Below are 16,172 nucleotides of genomic sequence, written 5' to 3' on the forward strand. Positions count from 1 at the left end.
AAAAACTCCTGAAAAACAGGAGTTTTGATCTTAGTCTAACTTATTCTTTATGTAATATTTTCCGTCAAGGTCTTCGTCAAAATCATCAATTTTAATTGGTTTGGGTTTCGGCTTATTTGCAATAGCCTTCTTTTTCCACATCTCAAATTTTTCAAGAGGCATTTTCTTTTTCATGATTTCAAGAACTTCTTTTTCTGCCAATCCAAATTCTTTTTTTATGATTTCAAATGGATTTCTTTCTTCTAAGGCTAACGAAACTAGTCTTTCCGTTTGTTCCCAATTCAATTCTTTGCGGTTACTCTTTTTCATCTCGTGAAAATTAATTCAAAATAGAGGGTTAATGATTAATAGATTGATTTTCATTTTATATATCAATATTAATAAAAAAAATAATTAGTTGGTACGCCTAAGTATATTTTTTTTATTGATTTTTAGTGTTTTTTGCAGATCTTGATTTTTGAAACGGAATTTGCAATAAATTTTTCAATTGGTTGTTTTCTTCGGGCAGCATATGAGTATCTACACCGTAAACTAATTTATCTTTTGACAAAGTGATATATGTGCCGAAAAGCCGGTCCCAAACAGAAAATATATTACCATAATTGCTGTCTGTATAAGGAAGAACATAATGATGATGTACTTTATGCATATTAGGAGAAACTATAAAGTAACTTAAGAAAAAATCCAGCTTATCTGGCAGCGAAATATTTGCATGATTAAATTGTGAGAATATAACAGATAAGGACTGATATAAAAATACCATCCACATTGGGCTTCCTGCGATTAATACGCCAAGCGCAGTAAACAGAAAACGAATTACACTCTCACCCGGGTGATGTCTGTTTGCTGTTGTTGTATCAATCCAGGTATCAGTATGATGAATAATGTGAAAACGCCATAAAAACTTTATTTTATGTTCTATAAAATGTACTAAATAGGCACCAACCAAATCCAATAAAAGCAATCCAATAATAGTATAAAGCCAAATAGGCATTTCCGGAAGCCATTGTAAAATCCCGAAATTATTCTCAGTTGTCCAGCTGGCTGTTTTTATTAAAATGAAAGCCAGAATAAAGTTGACAATAATAGTAGTGATGGTAAAGAAAATATTAATTCCGGCATGATGCCATTTTTTGTACTGCATTTGAAATAGCGGAAAAGTATTTTCTATCACCCAAAAAAGTGTAATTCCGCCAACTAAGATAAGACTCCGGTGTGAAGACGGAATAGAGCTGAAATAAGAAATAATTTCGTTCATAACAAATAAGATTTGAGTTGAAATGAAACTTTTTTTGATTTAAACCAAAGAAAAAGAGAAAACCAAATATAAATATATCTGATTTTCTCCTTAAATTTTAAAAATGATTAAATATTTATGCTTTTTTAATCAAGCTGATAATAAATAATAAGACCCATGCACCTCCCACAGCAATTATAATCTGCCATAAAAGTCCGCCGCCGCCAATACCAAATTTACCGGCAATCCAGCCGCCTACAAATCCACCAATAATTCCAACAATGATGTTGCCAATTAAACCAAAACCGGCACCTTTCCAAATTTGACCAGCTAACCAGCCGGAAATTGCTCCTATTAATAAGAAATACAAAAATTCCATAATATTTTTTTTAGTTATAATTAAAATCAGTTATGCTTCTGCATGATTTTGAAGTAATGTTTTATAAATAAACCCGGCTGCAATGGCACCTAAAATTGGAGCTGCCCAAAATAGCCAAACCTGCGAAAGTGGTTCTCCGCCTGCAAAAATTGCCTGAGATAATGATCTTGCAGGATTTACAGATGTATTTGTAATTGGAATACTAATTAAATGAATCAATGTTAGTCCAAGACCAATTGCAATACCGGCAAATCTTCCGTTTGCAAATTTATCTGTTGCACCTAAAATTATTAATAAGAAAAATAAAGTAAGTACAAATTCGGCTATGAAAGCTGCTTGTAATGAATATCCATCAGGAGAAAATGCGCCAAAACCATTAGATGCAAATGCTCCGGCTTTGGTATTATCGATTATAAATCCTGCCTTTCCGGATGCGATTGTATATAATGTTCCCGCAGCAGCAATTGCACCAATACATTGTGCAATAATGTACGGAATAAGATCTTTGACAGGAAATCTTCCTCCAGCCCATAAACCAAATGATACTGCCGGGTTAAAATGCCCGCCTGAGATATGCCCTACGGCATATGCCATTGTCAAAACAGTTAAACCAAATGCTAAAGCAACACCTGCAAACCCGATTCCTAATTCAGGATAACCAGCAGCAAAAATGGCGCTTCCACAACCTCCAAAAACCAGCCAATAAGTTCCAAAGAACTCTGCAAACAATTTTTTCATAATAAAATAATTTTAGATTAATAGATTTGATTGTTAAAAGGTATATAGATACGCCCAAACAATCAAAACAAACTGTAAGGGCAAACGTACAAATAAAATCCATTTTGATAAACCAAAACTCGCTTTTTTATTTTGCAGCATGTATAAATTTGCAGGAAATATAGCAATTAGTAATGCAATAATTCCCCATGCTGCCAAATGTGTTGTAAAAGAAAGCATCAGCAGAATGCCAAATAGTATTTCAGCAGCTCCACTTAAAATATTTATTATATTAGGTTTCTTGAATATTGGAGGAATGATTCTGATGTACATTTCCGGACTTCGAAAATGATTAATACCTGCAAGTATATATAGTATCGCCATTAAATATAAATGCCAGGGTAAAATCATGATAATTAATTGTTTATCACGAATTTATAAAAAAATTAACAATTATTACACTACAAGATCATTTATTTTAATTATTGCAAAAAAACATTATTTTTTTGTTTAAAATTTACATTCATAATAATGATTGCCAAGATGATCAAAATGATTCCAACCCATTGAGAAAGAATTACTTGTTCGTTTAATAAAATATAAGCCATCATTACAGAAACCGGAAGTTCCAATGCAGAAACGATACTTCCTAATCCAATTCCGGTTAATGGAAAACCTAAGTTCATTAAAAGTGGTGGAATAATAGTTCCGAATAAAGATAAAACAATTCCCCATTTCAGGAAAATTGCCAGATTGAAAGGTGTAACCTGAGTAAAAAAACCGAAAGTAAATACAATTACGGCTCCGCCAAGAAGCATATATAAACTGCGTTGTGCAGAAGAAATTCCTGTTGCAACACGGTTTGCAGTAAACATTGTTGTAGTAAATGAAGCTGCAGCGAGAACTCCCCATACAATTCCGCGCCAGTCAAGCACAATATCATTATTGATAATATTAGTAGCTAAAACAGTTCCTATCAGCACAATAAAAACAGCAATGACTTTTTGTTTTGAGGGTAATTTTTTTTCTAAAATCATTTCAAGTAAAACTCCCATCCAAACAGTCTGCATTAATAAAACGATTCCAATTGAAACTGGAATAAATTTAACTGCCAGATAGTAGAACAAACTTGTCATTCCTAACGAGGTTCCGGCAAGCATTAAATGAAATATATTTTTTGAAGTAGCTTTTACAACCTTTTCCTTATTTTTTACTTTTTGAAAAGTGTTGATGATCAAAATACCAATTATTCCAAGTACAAATTGAGAGGTTGTTACTTCTGCTGTTGAATATCCTTCAGAATATGCCATTTTTACAAAAGTGGCTAACATTCCGTAAGTTGTAGCTCCTAAAGCAACTAAAAGCACTCCCTTTAATACGTTATTTTGTGACATTTTGATTGTTTGTTTTAAAAAATTCAAGCCGGCAAAGGTAAGTTATTTTGTTTAAGAATTAATAGAAAATATATGTAAATATTGTCAATGTGTGTGTCTGAGGTGCATTATGGTATTCAAATTTGAAGATTTGACAGAATTGGAGAAATGAAAAAAAGCCGTCAAAATCTACATTTTGACGGCTTTACTATTTTTATAAAATGGATTTAAAGTATTATTTAGCAGGTTGATTTTGATACGTTTCAATTTCAAAAATCAAAGTAGCATTTGGTGGAATAACTCCTCCGGCGCCTTGTTCTCCGTAAGCTAAATTTGAAGGAAGGAAGAAAATTGCCTTTTCTCCATCTGTCATCATATCCAGAGCTTCAATAAAACCGGGAATCATACCGTCTTTTTTACCAACTGTAAAAGGAAAAGCTTTATAACCGCCTTGAGCGTCTCTGTTTGCATCATATTTTCCGTATGCTTTTGCTACATCAGTTATGCTGCTGTCAAAAAGATTTCCATCTTCAAAGTATCCTGCATAATGAAAATAAATTGTAGAACCTGCGGCGCCTTTTACTCCTGTTCCGTTTTTAGTAATTACATACTTTAAACCAGATGCAGTTGCAGTCGCTTTAGCTTTTGTTGCAGCAAAATAAGCAGCTTTTTCAGCTACTACCTTTTTAGCTTCGTCTTTTTTGGCTTCTTGTTTTTTTACATCATCACTAAAGACTTTTACCGCATCAAATTTTTTAGCTGCGGCGCCTTTACGTGTAATTGTAATTTTTGTCATGATATCATTCTGAACAATCTTGTTTACATTGTCCATCCCGGATACTACATGACCAAAAATAGTATGTTTTCCGTTTAACCAAGGAGTATCTTTATGCGTGATAAAAAATTGGCTTCCGTTTGTTGCAGGGCCTGAATTCGCCATTGCTAAAACACCGCCTTTTTCAAATTTTAATTCCTCTACAAATTCATCTTTAAATGCATATCCAGGACCTCCAGAACCATTTCCGTCCGGATCACCGCCCTGAATCATAAAGTCATTAATAACCCTGTGGAATTTTAAACCATCGTAAAAAGGTTTTCCTTTAAGTTTTTCAACTTTTACATAAGGATTTTTTCCTTCTGCCAAAGTAATAAAGTTAGCCACAGTAACTGGAGCTTTTACATATTCTAATGAAACAACAATGTCTCCTTTTGTTGTTGAAATTGTTGCAAAAATACCTTCAGCAGAATTAGCCGCAACAGCTGTTTTAGGTTTTGCTGCAGTAGTTTTTTTTGCTTGTGCCTGAATGTTTAATACAGCCAGACAGAATAAAAATAGAAATTTAAATTTCATTGTGTTTCGAATTTAAGTCTGTAAAACTAATTATAAGAATTTAATTATAAAAATAATTATGGTTTTTCTAATAATTGAACTTCAAAAATAATATTTGCATTTGGCGGAATAACTCCTCCAGCTCCAGTTGCTCCATACGCTAAATGAGATGGAATAAAAAGAACCGCTTTATCACCAAAAGAAAGTTTTTCGATTCCTTCGATAAATCCAGGAATTAAACCGTCTTTTTTTCCTGCCTGAAAAGGAATTGGCTGATATCCGTGCTGTTCTGCTCTTGCAGCATCAAATTTTCCGAAAGTTTTATTAACCTCTTCAATGCTTGAATCAAATAAAGTTCCGTCTTCAAGGAAACCAGCATAGTGAATATAAACCTGAGTTCCTGCTGCAGGTTTTTTTCCTGAACCTTTTTCGGTAATAACATATTCTAAACCAGTTGAAGTTTTTGTCGCTTTTGGTCTTATAGAAGCATAGAAATCTACTTTTTCTTTTTGAGCTCCTGCATACTTGCTTTTTTCTTTAGCTATATCAGCAAAATAATCGTGAAATACTTTTACAGCATCAAATTTCTTAGCTGCTTCACCATTTCTGATAATAGTTACAGCAACGATATTATCACCCTGAACTACTTTATTTACTACCTCTTGTCCTTTTTCAACAACTTGGCCAAAAATGGTATGTTTATTATCTAACCAGGGAGTTTCAACATGTGTAATAAAAAATTGGCTGCTGTTTGTTCCTGGCCCGTTGTTTGCCATTGCTAAAACACCGGCTTTGTCGAATTTTAAATCTGAGAATTCGTCCTTAAATTTATATCCAGTATCTCCAGAGCCGGTTCCCAGCGGGTCTCCAGATTGAATCATAAAATCTGTAATAACTCTGTGGAATTTTAAACCATCAAAAAATGGTTTCTTTTTTAAATTTTCATCCGTTATAAATTCGTTTTTTCCTTCTGCCAATGTTACAAAGTTTGCAACAGTTATTGGAGCTTTTTTATAATCTAATTCAACAATGATGTGTCCTTTATTAGTTTCGATATCAGCATATAAACCATCTGGTAAATTACTGTGGTCATCCTTACATGAATACAATGAGCTTACGGCTAGTAGTAATAATAAAATACTTTTTTTCATTTCTTAAAATGTTTTTTATGGGTTTATTGTATCTTTTTTAATTGCTGTGACTGGTTTTGCTGCTGCAGGTTTTGGAGTTTTTACCGCTGTCGCAGTCGGAGCAGCAGTTGTGCTTTGTGCCGGATCGGGAATAAAATTACGAAGTGTAACGGTACAGATTAAGGATTGATTAGGCCCAATCTTTTTATTGTCTCCGTGGTATCCATACGCAATATGAGATGGAAACAGAAAAGTAACAGTTTCATTCTTTTTCATGTATTTGATTCCATCACGTAATCCCATCATAATATCCTGTTTGTCTACATAATAAGTCTGCGGGCCAAGATCAGATTCTGAATAAATAAGTGTACCGTCGATATTTTTAACTTCTAAATTGAAATAGGCAATATCTCCTTTTTTTGGAGCTGTAGTTTCAGTATTATTTTTTTCATCATAAGAGAACCAATATCCTTTTTTAGTAGCGTAATATTTTACTTTCGGATTGCTTTTGATGATTTTCTTGATGACTTCTTCTTCGCTTGCTACTAACTTTTTATTTCTGTCAGCCGATTTTTTCATAAAAGTACCCGAAGCTCTCGAAATGGGTCTTCGTGCTTCTTCATGGTGTTTACAGCCCACCAATAAAACTGCAAAAAGCAGTGAGTAAATGCTAAGTTTTAAGTAGTTCATATTGGTTTTATAATTTTAGTTTAGTTACTAAATCTTCAAACTTTTTAACTGTTTCTACCATTGTAGACTCAGATCTTCCGCCGGCTGCATTTATGTGGCCGCCCCCATTAAAGTGGTCGCGCGCAAACTGGTTTACGTCAAATCCTCCCTGCGAACGGAAAGAGATTTTAATTATTTTTTCATCTCTATTTTCGATAAAGATAGCAGTAAAAACAATTCCTTTAATGCTTAATCCGTAATTAACGATTCCTTCAGTATCGCCTTTTATATAATGAAAAGAATCTAGTTCTTCCTGGGTAAGAGTAGTGTAGGAAGTTTTATGTTCTTCAAAAACTTTCATGTTCTGCAGTGCACGTCCTAATAATTGCAAACGACTGTAGGAACTGTTATCGTATAATAAAACCGGAATTTGTGTGTTTTCTACTCCTAAATCAATTAATTCTGCAATAATTCTATGTGTGTTTCCTGTAGTTCCCGGAAAACGAAATGAACCAGAATCAGTTAAAATTCCGGTATAAATACAAGTTGCAATGGTTTTGTCAATATCTTCTTTTTTATTTAAAAAGGTAATAAAGTTGTAAACCATCTCGCAAGTCGATCCGTATGAAGTATCAGAATATGTATATGCAGCATAATCGTGCGGTTTTTCATGATGGTCGATCATGATAAATGGAGCAGTTAGTTTAGCTAAAGTGTGTTCCATTTCGCCCGTACGATGAAAAGCATTAAAGTCGAGTGTAAAAATCAACTCGGCTTCTTCTAATATTCCGGTACAGTTTTCAGTATCTTTTTCAAAGATTTTTACTGTTTCTGAACCTGGAAGCCAAGCAAGAAAATCAGGAAAATCATTTGGTGCAATCACTGTTGGCTGGTGATTGTTTTTTAATAAAAAATGGTATAAAGCTAGAGTAGAACCCATGGCGTCGCCATCTGGTCCTCTGTGAGGAATTATTACAATTTTCTTTGGAGCAGCAAGCAATAATTGAATTGCCTGAATATCTTGTATTTTCATAGTGTGCGAATTTACATTTTTTTAATGTAATGCTGAAATCATTTTGTGGATTAACACACTTTTAGGAAAGGAGTCCAATTATCGTTTCTGGTTTTTAAATTTAGCTCTTTGTCTGTGCCTTTTTAATTTGGTTTAAAGTACTGGCAATTTTGAAATTTAGAGCAAGCATTTGTTCATCATATTTAGGGCTGTTTTCAGAGATTTTTTTATATGCTAACTCATATAAGCTGATTCTTAATTCGCAATATTCAATTATTTTTTCATTTTGCTGATGTATTTCTTTCGGCAGATATAATTTATCTAATTCGTTAACCAAAGTGATATTTTCATTCCAGTAATAAATACCACGATCTTTAATCATGTATAAGATACTTTCTCTGTTTTCTTCGATCGAATTTCCATATGGAATACTGTAAGCTTCGAGAGCCATTTTTTCCATATCATTAAATTCCTGCATTCTTTTTTCATATTCCATTACCTGATATATATAGACTTTAGAATTTTTAAAATTTATAAATAAAACAGCAATTATTATTGTAGCAAGTGATGAAATAAGTGCCATGCTGTAATCTTTTCTTTTTCTTATAATGGAAAGTATTAAACCAAATAAAATACCAGAGGCAAAACCTCCAATATGTGCCGCAGCATCTATACCGTCTTTAAAACTGTAAAGAATGTTGATACCAGCCAAAACAGCAATGTTGAGTAATAATTTTAATTTTATTTTAGTTTCAAAAGTTTTAAATAAAAGTACAATAAGTAAAATTCCATACATACCAAAAATGGCTCCTGAAGCACCTGCACTTACCAAATCTTTATTCCAGTATAAACTGCTTAAACTGGCAATAACACCACAGAAAAGATAAGTTGCCAGAAAGGTCCAAATTTTTAAATAAGGTTCTAAAAGAAGTCCTGCATAAGCAAGTGCGATGCAATTTAGAATTAAATGAAAAAAACCGAAATGAATAAAGCAGGAAGTTAGTAATCTCCAGAATTGACCTTCGTAAATCATTGGTCCGTAATTTCCTCCCCAGTCAATAATATTTTGAATTTCAGGTTTAAAAAAATGTACTCCTGAAAAAGTCATGACAAGAAAAACCGCAAGGTTTATGTAAATTAAAACAGGAGTAATCAAATAACCTTTTGAAGGAGTAAAAATCGAAAAGAATGAATAAAACGCTGATATGTTTTCAGGTTCTGTTTTTTCTTTATTTGAAACATTTTCGTTTTTTATTTGCTCCGAAAAATCAGTTTCATTTATTTCAAAATCAGAAATATTTTTAAGTTCTTCAAAATATAGGTCTAAAAAGATTTCTGTGTTTTTTTTATTTCTTCCACGATCATAGATCTGATTTCCGTTTGAAGAACTTGTTATTATAGCTGTATTTTCATCAAAAGAAAATGAAATAGTTTCGTTCCAGATATTTTTATTGTTTTGAGAAACTGCATTTAATTCATTTTCATCAATATAAATAATCCTCCAATTTAGTTTTTTGCAGATGCTGACAGCGTTTAAAATAAATGTTTTTTGAGGTAAATTATTTAAAGGCGTTAATTGAGAGTACGCTGCTGGAAATCCAAAGGCCATTTTAATAGTTTTGATTTAGGTCAAACAATACTACAAAAAAAACTTTTAGTTATCACGAAATATTTGTTACAAATGTTCCAATTCTTTCCCCTTAAACCTTTGGTACAATTTATATTTTGCCCCTTTTACAATTTGTGATTTGTAAATACCAACAGAACCTGATGAAAAATAAGCAATTGTACATCCTATAGCAATAAAAATTCCAGATTCAATACCAAATAATTCCAGTCCCATAATGGTGCAGGCGATAGGCGTGTGGGTTGCTCCGGAGAAAACGGCAACGAAACCAATTCCGGCTAAAAGTGCAATTGGCATCGGGATAAATAAGGATAATGTGCTTCCTAAAGCGGCGCCAACAAAGAATAACGGTGTTACTTCTCCGCCTTTAAAACCTGCGCCTAAAGTAAATCCGGTAAATAAAATTTTAAGCAGAAAATCGTACCATTCACTCGGGTTCGAAAATGAATCGACAATAACAGGAACGCCAAGTCCGGAAAATTTGGTAAACCCTAAACCTGCAATGGCGATCGCTAAAATAATTCCGCCAATAACTGGACGCAGCGGCGGATATTTAATGTTTTTCGAAAATAGGAAACCCCAAAAATGAGTGCTTCGTGAAAATAATAAAGCTGTAAATCCCGAAAGAAGTCCAACAAATACAGTGTAAAATACGTTGTCGATACTAAGTTCAGGAACAATTGGAATGCTGTAATGCGTATGTTTTATTTCCCAAAATTCTACTGTAAAATAAGCTGCATAAGCCACCATAAAAGAAAGTACAATACTTTTTAAATTGATTTTACTGAAATACAAAACTTCCAAAGCAAAAATGGCGCCTGCTAAAGGAGTGCCAAAAACAGAAGCAAAACCCGCGCTGATTCCCAGAATAATTAAAATCCTGCGTTCGGCATTATCGAGTTTGAAAATTTTGGTGAATTGATCCGCAATTGCGCCTCCCATTTGTACGGCTGTGCCTTCGCGTCCTGCAGAACCTCCGAATAAATGGGTCAACAAAGTTCCTAAAAGAACTAAAGGAGCCATTTTAAGCGGAATGATTTTTTTAGGTTTTTCGTATTCTTCGAGCAGTAAATTATTGCCTTTTACTACAGATTCTCCCCAATAATAATAATAAATAGAACCAACTAAAAATCCGCCCAAAGGTAAAAGCCAGATAATATAGTCGTGATGAATTCTAAATTGTGTAACCCACTCTAAAGAAACAAGAAAAAATGCGGATGCAGATCCTGAAAATAGGCCTATTAAAGCACAAATAATAATCCATTTAGGGATGGAAAGCAGGATTTGTTTTGGGGTTTGGGAAGTCATTAACTTTTTGTGATGTTTTTCTAGCCACGAATTTCACGAATTTTCACGAATTAATATGTTTTTAATTGAGACAAACAAAAAGAAATTTTTTAAATCCTTTACCCCAATAGCTATTGGGAGTGGCAAAACAAAAAATAATTAGTAAAAATTCGTGAAATTTGCGGCAAAAAAACTATTTACTGTACAACAGCTGTAAATTCGATTTCAACTAAATATTCAGGAGCAACTAATTTACTGATTTCATAAAAACCGGTTGTAGGTTTTACATCTTTAAAAAAAGCAGAATGCGCTCTCGCAACTTCTTCAAAGGTAGAAACATCAGTTGTGAAAATACGGGTTCTGATAACGTCTTTAATTCCAACGTTTAAGTCTTCTAAAACTTTTTCAACGCGTTCAATAATATTATAGGTCTGCGCATAAGCATCGTCGGCTTTTACTTTGTCGCCGTCAACAATTGCTACAGTTCCCGAAACTTCAACGATATTGCCAATTCTTACAGCGCGGCAGTATCCCATTTTGTCTTCCCACGGCGATCCTGTTAAGATATTCTCTCTTTTCATTTTATGAGGTTTTTTGAATTGTTTTGTTTCGTTTTAAAAACAAATTCAGGTTAATTAATGTGCTGCAATTTATGAAATATGCCCATCAAAAAGAATTATAATGAGTTGAAATCACATTAAAAATCTTTCTTTTTTGTGATATTTCAAAAGAGAGATTTTACGTTTTATTCCGTTTGGTTTTCTTCGTAGATTCGGAGTTTGTTCTGTGTATTTGTCAAATGCTGCTGTAACACCTCAATTTTATTCAGCAAATGATAAATGGCATCAATCCCTTCTAAATTAATATTAAGATCATAATGCATGCGAATCATTTTTTCTATTAAAGGCAGTTGTTCCGGCTGAAGATATTCATCATTTTCTTCGGTAATAATTTCTACTAAACCATAATTGTTGAGTTCAGTTATAAAAGTATTTTCAATTTCGTGATAGATACAAAATTGTTTTATTTGGATTAAGTTCTTGTTACTCATGATTTCTAAGTTTAGATAATTCTGCAAATAATTCTTTTTCTTTTTCAGATAATTTGGTAGGAATTTTTAAATTATATGTTACATATAAATCTCCAAACTGATTGTCCTTTTTATAAATAGGAAACCCTTTTCCTTTTAACTTGACTTTTGTTCCGGTTTGAGTTTCAGCAGGAACTTTAATTTTTACCTTTCCGTCAAAAGTTTTAATATTTATTTCTCCGCCTAAAACTGCAGTATAAAGGTCGAGATTAACATTAGAATATAAATTGTTTCCTTCTCTTTTAAAATCAGGATTATTTTCAATTATAAAAGTGATATACAAATCGCCGTTTGGCCCGCCATTTACGCCGGGTCCGCCATGTCCCGGAATTTTGATAACCTGGCCGTTTTCTACACCGGCCGGAATTGTAATTCGGATATTTTTACCATTTACGGTCAGGCTTTGTTTGTGCGTCGTGTAAGCAGAAGCCAGGTCTAATTGCAGTTCGGCATTAAAATCCTGTCCTCTATATTTGGACTGACCCCGGCTGCTTCGCCCTGAACCATACATAGAATTAAAGAAATCTGAGAAATTACTTCCTGAAAAGTCTCCTCCGCCAAAACCAGAAAAATCCTGATTACCTTGTTGTTGTCTGGAATATTGCTGCTGGTTTGGATCGTAACCAGCTTTTTCAAACTCGTCGGCATGTTTCCAGTCCTTACCATATTTATCGTACTTTTTACGATTTTCAGGATTGCTTAAAACTTCGTTGGCCTCGTTGATTTCCTTGAATTTTTTCTCTGCTTCTTTATCATTCGGATTCAAATCCGGATGATATTTTCTGGCCAGTTTTCTATATGCTTTTTTTATCTCGGCTTCTGTAGCAGATTTTGTAACATCTAAGGTTTTATAATAGTCGATATAATCCATCTTTTTGAATTTTAGGATAAAATAAATTGAGATATTGAAGTTAAGAATAAGTTGTTAACTATCAAAGTGATGTATGGTTTTAAAATAAAAATTAACGCACGTTTTTGGAATTTGGAATTTATCCCGAAGCTTCGGGATTGGAATTTATTTTGATAACAAAGGGAATAATTGGCAGGTTTTTTGATTCCAAAAATTAGCCTAATATATTGTTATAATAGTCTTAAAGTTGTCGCACCAAACTTATTTATGCTATTTTTGTGATGCTAGACTTGAGTTCTGTAAAAATTATGAAGCCGATTCGATAACCATTTTTCAATGAAGCATATTTTATTATTCATACTGTTTTTTGCTGCTGTAACTGTTTCAGCGCAAACTGAATTTGGAACAAAATTCAAGCCTATTCCGGCACCTAAGTTTAGCACAAAGAAAAAAACACCAATTTCGCAGGTCAAAGATCCACAGGCAGAAACTGCAGATGTACCAAGTATTAAAACACCAAATGTTTTTGATAATACGAGTATAACTCCTAAGTCACAATTTCAGATTGGAGAGGAGAAAAGTAAATTTACAATGTCTACAGAAAATGATTTTGCTAACCCAGGCGATCAATATGTGGCAAAGATGGAAAAAGATTTAAATAAAGCTTTAAAAGACGCAGGATTACTTGAAGGCCGCGGTACATTGGTAAAAGCAAATATTTCTCTTGGAGATTTCAAAACCAAATCGGAATATTTTATTGTTAAATTCCGTGATTTTGGTGCAATCGACGGCGATTTGGTAAAAGTTTCATCAAATGATGTGGTAATTAAAGATCAAATCCTGTTAGATTCTAACTATAAAGATGTAAAAATAAATCTGACCCAGGGCTTTAATAAATTAGATTTTGAAGCACTAAATTTAGGTTCTTTGGGCGGAAATACGGCCGAAATTCGGGTTTACGATGATAAAGGCCAATTAATTACAAATGATTATTGGAACAATCTTGCAGCAGGATTTAGGGCTACAATTATTGTTACGAAAGAGTGATTTTTTAGATACTAAGATATTAAGGTTCTAAGATGCTAAGTTTTTTCTAAGCATCTTAGAACTTTATTCTTTTAATATGAAGCTAATACTCTATGAAAAAAACTGAGCATCTTAGCAACTCAGAAGCTTAGAACCTCAGACTAAAACGGATCTGCAGTAACCTTAAATGTCATATCTGCTTTAATCGTTACATCTTTCGTAAGCGTTTCTTTAATTGTAACCTGTGTTCTAATCTTATAACTGTCTGCTTTAATATATTGATCCAGTTTTTTATCGGTACAAATTAAATCAATCGTATTGCTTGACGAATTGATATTGTCCTGATACGCCAATTCTATTTCATCAGAATCTGTTGTTGAAATATATAAATGTATTGATTTTAAAAACGTAAAAGTTTTATCTGAAGGATCTGAAATAGAAAGCTTAAGCGATCTGATTTTTACATCTTTTACCAAACTTGCTTTAGTTTTATTGTTTTCAAATTCGGCTGAAGAATTGGTTGTTACATCCGGTGTGACTATTTCTGTTGGCAGATTAATTGGAGATGTACTTTCAATTTTAATCGAAGTTTCGTTTGAAATATTGAAAGTCAATAAATCATCTACAGCATTACAAGAAGTAAAAAATAGAGATAATAAAAGAGTAAGGGCAATTAATTTTGATTTCATAAATGTTTTTTAGTTTCAAAGGTTCAGGGGAACAAAGGCGCAAAGTAAAAAAAAAATCTTCAATTTTAAAACCTCAGAACCTTTGTACTTTTTCAACTCTGAGCCTAAAATCAGAACTGTGAAAAAAAAATTTTTTTTTCACAGTTCTGATTTTTCAATTTCGAATATAAAAAGTATTTTTGCGCATGCAACACAACGTACTTATTTTAGATTTCGGATCGCAATATACACAGCTTATTGCGCGTAGAGTTCGCGAATTAAATATATTCTGCGAAATTTTCCCTTACAATCACTTTCCTAGTGATTTATCAGCTTACAAAGCAGTAATTTTAGGCGGAAGCCCGTTTTCTGTTCGCGCAGAAGATGCCCCGCATCCAGATTTATCTCAAATTAGAGGTAAACTTCCAATGCTTGCCGTTTGTTACGGAGCGCAATATTTAGCTCATTTTAGCGGAGGTGAAGTTGCCGCTTCTAACACTAGAGAATATGGCAGGGCAAATTTATCTTACATAAAAGATAGTGAAGTTTTCTTTGATGGAGTTTCAGAAAACAGTCAGGTTTGGATGAGCCATAGTGATAGTATCAAAGCACTTCCAACTAATGCTGTAAAATTAGCAAGCACACACGATGTAGAATTTGCCGCTTATAAAATTGAAGGCGAAACAACCTACGGAATTCAATATCATCCAGAAGTTTTCCATTCTACAGACGGATCAAAAATGCTGGAGAACTTTTTAGTAAAAATTGCCGAAGTTCCTCAAAACTTTACACCAAACGCTTTCGTAGAAGAAATGGTGGGAGAGTTAAAAGAGAAATTAGGAAACGATAAAGTAGTTTTAGGATTATCAGGCGGAGTAGACTCTACTGTTGCAGCGGTTTTATTAAACCAGGCAATTGGTAAAAACCTTTATTGTATTTTCGTAAATAACGGACTTTTGCGTAAAAACGAATTCCAAAATGTATTGAATCAATACAAAGGAATGGGATTAAACGTAAAAGGAGTAGATGCCGGAGATCGTTTTCTTTCTGAACTTGCAGGAATCAGTGATCCTGAAACCAAACGTAAAACTATTGGACGTGTATTTATCGAAGTTTTTGATGATGAATCACATTTAATCGAAGACGTAAAATGGTTAGCGCAGGGAACTATTTACCCAGACGTAATCGAATCTGTTTCGGTAAAAGGACCATCTGCAACAATTAAATCGCACCACAACGTAGGTGGATTGCCAGATTATATGAAATTAAAAATTGTAGAACCGCTTAGAATGCTTTTTAAAGATGAAGTGCGGCGAGTTGGAGCTACATTAGGAATAGATCCAGAATTATTAGGAAGACACCCTTTCCCTGGACCAGGACTATCAATTAGAATTTTAGGAGATATTACTCCGGATAAAGTGCAAATTTTACAAGATGTTGATTCTGTTTTTATAGAAGGATTAAAATCTTGGGGATTATACGACAAAGTTTGGCAGGCTGGAGCAATTTTGCTTCCGGTAAACAGTGTTGGAGTTATGGGCGATGAGCGTACTTACGAAAAAGTAGTAGCGCTTAGAGCGGTAGAATCAACAGACGGTATGACTGCTGACTGGGTTCATTTACCTTACGATTTCTTGATGAAAGTGTCAAACGACATCATCAACAAGGTAAAAGGCGTGAATCGTGTAGTTTACGATATAAGTTCAAAACCACCTGCAACAATTGAGTGGGAATAGTATTGTTTTTAAAATTAAGGTCTTACATTTGTAAGGCCTTA

General features: G+C 33.4%; 18 protein-coding genes. 2 read left to right on the top strand and 16 right to left on the bottom strand.

The window, feature by feature from the left end:
* Nucleotides 1–30: 30 nt before the first annotated feature.
* From AABD74_RS12040 to AABD74_RS12110, 15 genes are all read right to left on the bottom strand, one after another.
* Nucleotides 31–309: a DUF2805 domain-containing protein gene (locus AABD74_RS12040; RefSeq protein ID WP_073416753.1), complete on the bottom strand. Its 279-nt coding sequence runs from the start codon at nucleotides 307–309 to the stop codon at nucleotides 31–33.
* Nucleotides 310–421: 112 nt separating this feature from the next.
* Nucleotides 422–1,258, bottom strand: coding sequence for a sterol desaturase family protein (locus AABD74_RS12045; protein WP_232681393.1), 837 nt, complete (start codon nucleotides 1,256–1,258; stop codon nucleotides 422–424).
* A 115-nt stretch (nucleotides 1,259–1,373) separates the two neighbouring features.
* Entirely contained in the window at nucleotides 1,374–1,616 is a 243-nt protein-coding gene (locus tag AABD74_RS12050; protein ID WP_232681394.1) for a GlsB/YeaQ/YmgE family stress response membrane protein, read from the bottom strand.
* A gap of 30 nt (nucleotides 1,617–1,646) precedes the next feature.
* Entirely contained in the window at nucleotides 1,647–2,354 is a 708-nt protein-coding gene (gene aqpZ / locus AABD74_RS12055) for an aquaporin Z (RefSeq protein ID WP_232681395.1), read from the bottom strand.
* A 33-nt stretch (nucleotides 2,355–2,387) separates the two neighbouring features.
* Entirely contained in the window at nucleotides 2,388–2,744 is a 357-nt protein-coding gene (locus tag AABD74_RS12060; protein WP_406843025.1) for a DoxX family membrane protein, read from the bottom strand.
* A 71-nt stretch (nucleotides 2,745–2,815) separates the two neighbouring features.
* On the bottom strand, nucleotides 2,816–3,727 hold the full coding sequence (locus AABD74_RS12065; protein WP_406843026.1) for an EamA family transporter: 912 nt from the start codon (nucleotides 3,725–3,727) through the stop codon (nucleotides 2,816–2,818).
* A gap of 214 nt (nucleotides 3,728–3,941) precedes the next feature.
* Entirely contained in the window at nucleotides 3,942–5,057 is a 1,116-nt protein-coding gene (locus AABD74_RS12070) for a peptidylprolyl isomerase (protein ID WP_406843028.1), read from the bottom strand.
* A 56-nt stretch (nucleotides 5,058–5,113) separates the two neighbouring features.
* A complete protein-coding gene (locus tag AABD74_RS12075) occupies nucleotides 5,114–6,187 on the bottom strand; it encodes a peptidylprolyl isomerase (RefSeq protein ID WP_406843029.1) in 1,074 nt (357 codons plus the stop codon).
* 15 nt (nucleotides 6,188–6,202) lie between these two features.
* Nucleotides 6,203–6,856 carry a gliding motility-associated peptidyl-prolyl isomerase GldI gene (gene gldI / locus AABD74_RS12080; RefSeq protein ID WP_406843030.1) on the bottom strand — a complete coding sequence of 218 codons (654 nt, stop codon included), beginning with the start codon at nucleotides 6,854–6,856 and terminating at the stop codon, nucleotides 6,203–6,205.
* 7 nt (nucleotides 6,857–6,863) lie between these two features.
* Nucleotides 6,864–7,868: a DHH family phosphoesterase gene (locus AABD74_RS12085; RefSeq protein WP_406843031.1), complete on the bottom strand. Its 1,005-nt coding sequence runs from the start codon at nucleotides 7,866–7,868 to the stop codon at nucleotides 6,864–6,866.
* 100 nt (nucleotides 7,869–7,968) lie between these two features.
* Nucleotides 7,969–9,456: a rhomboid family intramembrane serine protease gene (locus AABD74_RS12090; protein ID WP_406843032.1), complete on the bottom strand. Its 1,488-nt coding sequence runs from the start codon at nucleotides 9,454–9,456 to the stop codon at nucleotides 7,969–7,971.
* 66 nt (nucleotides 9,457–9,522) lie between these two features.
* Entirely contained in the window at nucleotides 9,523–10,782 is a 1,260-nt protein-coding gene (locus AABD74_RS12095; protein ID WP_406843033.1) for a chloride channel protein, read from the bottom strand.
* A gap of 176 nt (nucleotides 10,783–10,958) precedes the next feature.
* A complete protein-coding gene (locus AABD74_RS12100) occupies nucleotides 10,959–11,342 on the bottom strand; it encodes a RidA family protein (protein WP_232681404.1) in 384 nt (127 codons plus the stop codon).
* 164 nt (nucleotides 11,343–11,506) lie between these two features.
* Complete coding sequence (locus tag AABD74_RS12105; RefSeq protein ID WP_232681406.1) at nucleotides 11,507–11,812, bottom strand: chaperone modulator CbpM; 306 nt, start codon at nucleotides 11,810–11,812, stop codon at nucleotides 11,507–11,509.
* Complete coding sequence (locus AABD74_RS12110) at nucleotides 11,805–12,722, bottom strand: DnaJ C-terminal domain-containing protein (protein ID WP_406843034.1); 918 nt, start codon at nucleotides 12,720–12,722, stop codon at nucleotides 11,805–11,807. Before AABD74_RS12110 ends, AABD74_RS12105 begins: the two co-directional genes overlap by 8 nt.
* A gap of 315 nt (nucleotides 12,723–13,037) precedes the next feature.
* On the opposite strand from AABD74_RS12110, the gene AABD74_RS12115 reads away from it, so the two are divergent.
* Nucleotides 13,038–13,748, top strand: a complete 711-nt coding sequence (locus AABD74_RS12115) for a hypothetical protein (RefSeq protein WP_406843035.1) — start codon at nucleotides 13,038–13,040, stop codon at nucleotides 13,746–13,748.
* Between the two features lie 140 nt (nucleotides 13,749–13,888).
* Here the strand turns inward: AABD74_RS12115 and AABD74_RS12120 are convergent, their stop codons facing one another.
* On the bottom strand, nucleotides 13,889–14,416 hold the full coding sequence (locus AABD74_RS12120; protein WP_232681409.1) for a hypothetical protein: 528 nt from the start codon (nucleotides 14,414–14,416) through the stop codon (nucleotides 13,889–13,891).
* Between the two features lie 185 nt (nucleotides 14,417–14,601).
* On the opposite strand from AABD74_RS12120, the gene guaA reads away from it, so the two are divergent.
* The gene (guaA, locus tag AABD74_RS12125) at nucleotides 14,602–16,131 is read left to right on the top strand and encodes a glutamine-hydrolyzing GMP synthase (protein WP_406843036.1); all 1,530 of its coding nucleotides are present in this window, start codon (nucleotides 14,602–14,604) and stop codon (nucleotides 16,129–16,131) included.
* The last annotated feature ends 41 nt before the right edge of the window (nucleotides 16,132–16,172 follow it).

Source organism: Flavobacterium soyae, from assembly GCF_045348165.1.
GTDB classification, from domain to species: Bacteria; Bacteroidota; Bacteroidia; order Flavobacteriales; family Flavobacteriaceae; genus Flavobacterium; species Flavobacterium soyae.